2 protein-coding genes and 1 pseudogene are annotated in these 3,847 nt (G+C 59.7%); all 3 read left to right on the top strand.

All coding sequences use genetic code 11. From position 1 onward, the window contains the following. Nucleotides 1-111: 111 nt before the first annotated feature. Nucleotides 112-696, top strand: coding sequence for an HhH-GPD-type base excision DNA repair protein (locus tag ACLRGI_RS19185; RefSeq protein WP_419203137.1), 585 nt, complete (start codon nt 112-114; stop codon nt 694-696). 66 nt (nt 697-762) lie between these two features. Beyond that, nucleotides 763-1,167: a hypothetical protein gene (locus ACLRGI_RS19180; protein WP_419203136.1), complete on the top strand. Its 405-nt coding sequence runs from the start codon at nt 763-765 to the stop codon at nt 1,165-1,167. Further along, nucleotides 1,164-3,730 (top strand): annotated as a pseudogene (locus ACLRGI_RS19175) (DUF4132 domain-containing protein). Before ACLRGI_RS19180 ends, ACLRGI_RS19175 begins: the two are co-directional and overlap by 4 nt. The last annotated feature ends 117 nt before the right edge of the window (nt 3,731-3,847 follow it).

Below are 3,847 nucleotides of genomic sequence, written 5' to 3'. Positions count from 1 at the left end.
CACCAAACCGCCGTCGAACGCTCACGGGTTATTGGTGAGGCGGCCCGGAAGCAGCAGACCAAAACAAACGCCGGTGGACCGCCGGTGACGGAGCCGCCAGGCGGTGGGAGGATGGGACGCATGGAACTGCACATCACAGGAGATGCCGACGCGGACCAGCTGCTAAGTGACGACGCCTTTGCGTTGTTAACAGGCATGTTGCTGGATCAACAAGTCACGATGGAGTCGGCGTTTGCTGGTCCGGAAAAGATCCGCACCAGGCTGGGCTCCCTTAACCCAGCGACGATCGCCGAGTACGACCCAGCCGGTTTTGTGGAAGTTTTCAAGGAACGGCCGGCCGTCCACAGGTTCCCGGGCTCCATGGCCGCAAGGGTCCAGGACCTCGCCGCGACCGTACATGCCGAGTGGGACGGCGACGCAGCTGCCATTTGGACCCGCGGGAACCCCGATGGCCCCGAAGTGCTCCGCCGGCTCAAGGCACTGCCGGGCTTTGGCGAACAGAAGGCAAAGATCTTCCTGGCACTGTTGGGCAAGCAATGCGGCCTACAGGCGGATGGATGGCGGGAAGCCGCCGGCCACTACGGGGAAGAGGGCTCGTACCTCTCGGTCGCCGACATTGTGGATCCGGAGTCGCTGGTCAAAGTGCGTGCGAGCAAACAAGCAGCGAAGGCAGCCGCCAAAGCCGCGAAGGCGTAAAGGGGTAAAGACTGTCAGACCTGACTTGTACGATGCGGAAAACGCCTCGTTGATTGGTGGAACCTCATGGCCGTATTGCGAATCTGTGATGAAGAATTGCCCGGAGCCGGGGCAACGGAGCAACTTGAGCTGTCCGGGCTGCCGGATGTCATCACAGTTGAAGAACTAATACGTTGGCGCGTACGCGAAGAAGTCGCGCGTTACAACACCACCCACGGGGCTGGAAAAGCGCCAGGGCTGGTGGTGGTCTCCGCCAAGGAAAGTGGGCTCAACGGTCTTGGGCATCAGGTACAAGACCGCAAGCCCGTGAATTGGGAACACCACGCTGACACGGCAGTTAGAGGCTTTGAACGGAACTCGTTCTTCGTGATGGTTGATGGCCAACAGGTCTGCAACCTGTCGGACGAAGTCGACGTCCTCAAAGCCGTCGAAGCTGTCTTCATCAAGCTGGTACCGCTGGTTGGAGGATGAGCACCTCGGCCGAACTGGAGGGGCGTACCGCGATGCCCGACAACCTGCGTGTCTTGGCCGATGAGCAGAGCGGTCGGCTCCTTGAGTTTTTCATGACTCCACATTCCGATTGGCCAGGTGGCGGGGAGGGCTTGGAAAAGTACCGGGAGCGGTTTGCCAGGTACCTTGGCCAACTCGACCCGGATGGGCAGAAGGGTGCATTTGCGTTTACCTTCGCTCACATACACGAGCACAGGTACGGGATCGCCGATAGGTATTACGAGCCTTTCGGCATCCCGGCCGGCCGTGTGCACATGCTGCCACCGATCGAGCAGGCGCTCTACATCTTCTCGGAACTGGCTCCCCTGGACTGGCGCGCCCAGGAGCTCGATTGGATGCTCACCCACGTGCCCTATTCCCGGTACATTTACCCTTCATGGCGCGGTGCGTTTCACGCGCCAATCCTGGCGCTGGAACCCGCTGAGAGATGCACAATTCCCGCGGCGACCCGCCGGTTGGAGGCAGTGCTGCTCACTGATTTTCGGGATGGGCCGGGGTTGCATCCAAAGATCCGCGAATTTGATGAATTGCTGCTCAGTGACAGCGAAGAAGACGGCCGCATCCCTTTGCAGTACGTGGCTGAGGATGACGACTTCGGCCCCTCAATACGCAATGCGGTGAGGCCGGTTATGCCGGAACACCACGTCGCTCGACTACTGCTCTTCATGAGCGAGCTGAACGGCCCGAAGCCCACGGCGAAGTGGAAACGCGCAGCAGATCTGCGGATCGCGGAGCAGCCGGCAGTGCTGGGGGTTGCTCAGGCCCTACTCGGCCTGGCTGCCGAGCGCAGGCCTACGGCAGACCTGGGCGAAATTTCATGTCTTACCCTGCACGTCGGATCGGTCCTGCGAGCCGCCCTCTGGCTCCTCGCCCTCCAGCCGGATGCTCCAGCAAACGTCCAGCTCATCCGGGATGGATCCGCCTACCTGGGGGCAGGCCACAACGGCAAGAACGGAGTTTGCCGCTCCGCAATAGGGGCTAATGCAGGTGTGGAGGCACTCCTGGAGATTGCCAAGAGCCACGAGACCGCCACAACTGATGTCGTTGGAGCACTCACGCACATCCGGGACGTGGTCAAGAACAAGAACCTGCACAAACGCCTGGTCAACGTCATCGACCAACTGTCCGCAGAGCGGGGCATCTCTCCCTCGGAACTTCTGGAAACAGCTGTTCCCGATCTGGGCCTGGATGCCGACGGTGGCAAAACCTTCGAAATTGACGAGTACACCGCCAGAGTCACCCTGACGAGCGGACAGGGCACGGCTGCTGCGAAGCTCGAATGGTTCACTACAGCCGGAGAAGCGGTGCCTATGCCGACTCAACTGAAGAACCATCCAAAGCTGCCCACCGTAAAGCTCGCGACGAGCGAAGCTAAAAAGGCCCTGAACGTTCAGCGTCGCCGGCTCGAACGGCTCATGGCTTCCGAGCGATTGTGGCCAGGTCACGATTTCCGGACCCGCTACTTGGAACACCCCGTGGTCGGAACCATTGCTCGCGATCTGTTGTGGACGATCACGATAAAGGAAGGAGAGTACTCCGGCTACCCTCGACGCATTGGTGGTGCCAGCGGTTGGGAATTGGTGGGACTCCATGGCGAAACGTACGCCATACCCGGCGACGCAAGCGTAGTTCTTTGGAAACCGTGGGCACGGAGTGTCGGCGAGGTACGCTCCTGGCGCTCACACCAACTGCAGCACCGGTTGAGGCAACCTTTCAAACAGGTATATCGGGAGCTCTACCTGCTGACTCCCGCCGAGTTGGAGACCGGACATTACTCCAACCGGTACGCCGCACACGTGCTTGACTATGATCGTGCGCAGGCCATTGCGAAGGAACGCGGCTGGCACGGCGCCCAGCTAGGTCCTTGGGACGGCGGCCAGGACACTCAGCTGTACGTCGAATTCCCCGACGAACAGCTGAGGGCTGCCTTCAACATCGAACTTCTCGAGCTCGAGACAGAACGTGCAAACCTATGCTCAACCAACAGGGTGTGGTTTGAGCGGCGGGCAGCCCGGGACACCTGGGAGTCAATAGCCCTTGATGCAGTACCGCCGGCCGTGTTTAGCGAAGCCATGCGCGACGTTGATCTCTTTACCTCAGTGGCTGTCATTGGACCGGACCCGGATTGGGCGGACCACCCAAATGGCCTCGTCAGAGACTACTGGGGCGGAACACACACAGGGGAGCTCTCGGAATCGGCGCAGACAAGACATGAATATCTAAGCGAAGTCCTTCCCCGGACAATTCTGTTTGAGTGCTGCCAGATGACCGATCGCCACCTCATCGTTCGCGGTACGCATCGCACCTACAAGATCCACCTCGGATCGGGAAACATCCTCATGGAACCAGACGATTCCTACCTCTGCATCGTGCAAGCACCCAGATCATCATCTGAACGTATCTTCCTCCCCTTCGAGGAAAGGCTGGGCGACTGGGAACGATTTTGTCCAAGGCATTCATGTTAATGAGCGACCATAAGATCACCGATCCGTCCATCCTCAGCCAAATCCACGGGACCCGCTGAGGGCCACCGCTGGCATCATCTTTTGCTGCCTCTGGAGCGATGGTTGGTTAAATGCTTGAAGCCTCCGTGGCTGTCTCTTATACACATCTCCGAGCCCACGAGACATTGATACTGATC

The organism is Paenarthrobacter sp. PPS72 (assembly GCF_048537125.1).
Taxonomy (GTDB): Bacteria; Actinomycetota; Actinomycetes; order Actinomycetales; family Micrococcaceae; genus Arthrobacter; species Arthrobacter nitroguajacolicus_E.
This window is presented reverse-complemented; position numbering and strand designations above follow the sequence as displayed.

What these genes read in the sequence shown, in the direction of transcription:
- ACLRGI_RS19180 (WP_419203136.1), top strand. Translation starts at nt 763, where the DNA reads ATGGCCGTATTGCGAATCTGTGATGAAGAATTGCCCGGAGCCGGGGCA.
- ACLRGI_RS19185 (WP_419203137.1), top strand. Translation starts at nt 112, where the DNA reads ATGGGACGCATGGAACTGCACATCACAGGAGATGCCGACGCGGACCAG.